This is a genomic window from Nocardia sp. NPDC060220 (assembly GCF_042727815.1).
GTDB lineage: Bacteria > Actinomycetota > Actinomycetes > Mycobacteriales > Mycobacteriaceae > Nocardia.
The window spans coordinates 1-1152 of sequence record NZ_JBHWZY010001350.1; the positions used below are offsets into that span (position 1 = coordinate 1).

Annotated in this window: 2 protein-coding genes; both read right to left on the reverse strand. The window is 64.2% G+C overall.

Features of this window, described 5'->3' with window-relative positions; translation table 11 throughout:
- Positions 1 to 372: hypothetical protein (locus tag ACFWF3_RS36685; RefSeq protein ID WP_379318828.1), on the reverse strand; the 372-nt coding region annotated here is incomplete at its 3' end.
- Positions 373 to 400: 28 nt separating this feature from the next.
- On the reverse strand, positions 401 to 892 hold the full coding sequence (locus ACFWF3_RS36690; RefSeq protein WP_379318830.1) for a nuclear transport factor 2 family protein: 492 nt from the start codon (positions 890 to 892) through the stop codon (positions 401 to 403).
- Positions 893 to 1152: the final 260 nt, after the last annotated feature.

Consider the following 1152-nt stretch of genomic DNA (forward strand, 5'->3'; position numbering starts at 1 on the left):
GAATTCCTCCTCGGTGATGCCACGCAGCGATTCGTCGGCATGGGCGTTCACCAGCGCTTCGGCGCGCTCGTGCGCCGTCTCGCCCGCGGCGGTGAGTCGCAGCGTCGCGCCGGAGATCTCGACCCAGCCGCGGCCGACGAAGTCGTCGACGATCGGTTGGTAGGTCTGGGCGCCGTCGGAGACCAGGAACGGATCGAACGCCGCGTCGAGTTCGGCGACGCTGCTCAGACCGATCTGCAGGGCGTGCAGGATCTGCCAGTCCCGGCGGGTGAGCTTCTGCTCGTGCAGCAGCGCGCCGGTGGCGACGTCGAACTGCTGGTGCAGGTGCAGCAGCCAGTACCCGATGCGCTTGGTCGTGTTCTTCTGGAGCATGACGAGCCTCTCTGTTGTCGAACGTCGGCTACTGCTGCCAGCCGCGCGAGTACGGGATGACCCAGTACAGGTCGAGGGCGATCCGGGTGAACCGCCACCGGCCGCCCTCACGGACGTACTCGTCGGTGAACTTGCCTGCCACGAACGAGCTTTCGGTGTCGAAGACGACCTTCTCCTCGAAGAACGACACTCCGGTGGCGCGATCGCCGAGGATCTCCACGTCGTGCCCGTGCAGGAACTGCTTGACCAGCACCTGACCCGCCGGGCTGTTGTCCTCGATGAGCTGCGGCAGCCCGGCGAAGTACGCCTGGATGGCGGCTCGACCGTCGGCTTGGCCCAGATGGCGGTAGTCGAGATAGGCGTCGGCACTGAACAGTTCGCCGACCTGGTCCCATCTGCCCTCGTTGATGTAGCGGGGTAGGTCGTGACGCAAGGTGTTCAGCGCGCGGACGGCCTCGAGCGTCTCGAGTCGTTCGGTGAGCTGCTCGACCTGTTCGACCAGGTCCAGGACTTCTGACATCGCTGTGACACCTCTCGTTCCGTACACGTACCGGAGCGGACTCCGGGAAAACCGCGGCCACCGTGTTTCTCCGGCCGGGCTGGAATCACCATTGCACGCGATATTCAGAGGTCACAAGATCGCGTCGGAAACCCTGCGGTTCGACCGTAGGTTTCGACTGTCACGCCCGCAGGGTTCGAATATCGCCTGGACGGTCGCGCAAGTGTTGTGGAGACATCGGTGACATTTCGATCATGGCGTCGTAAATCGAGGGAGGGAAT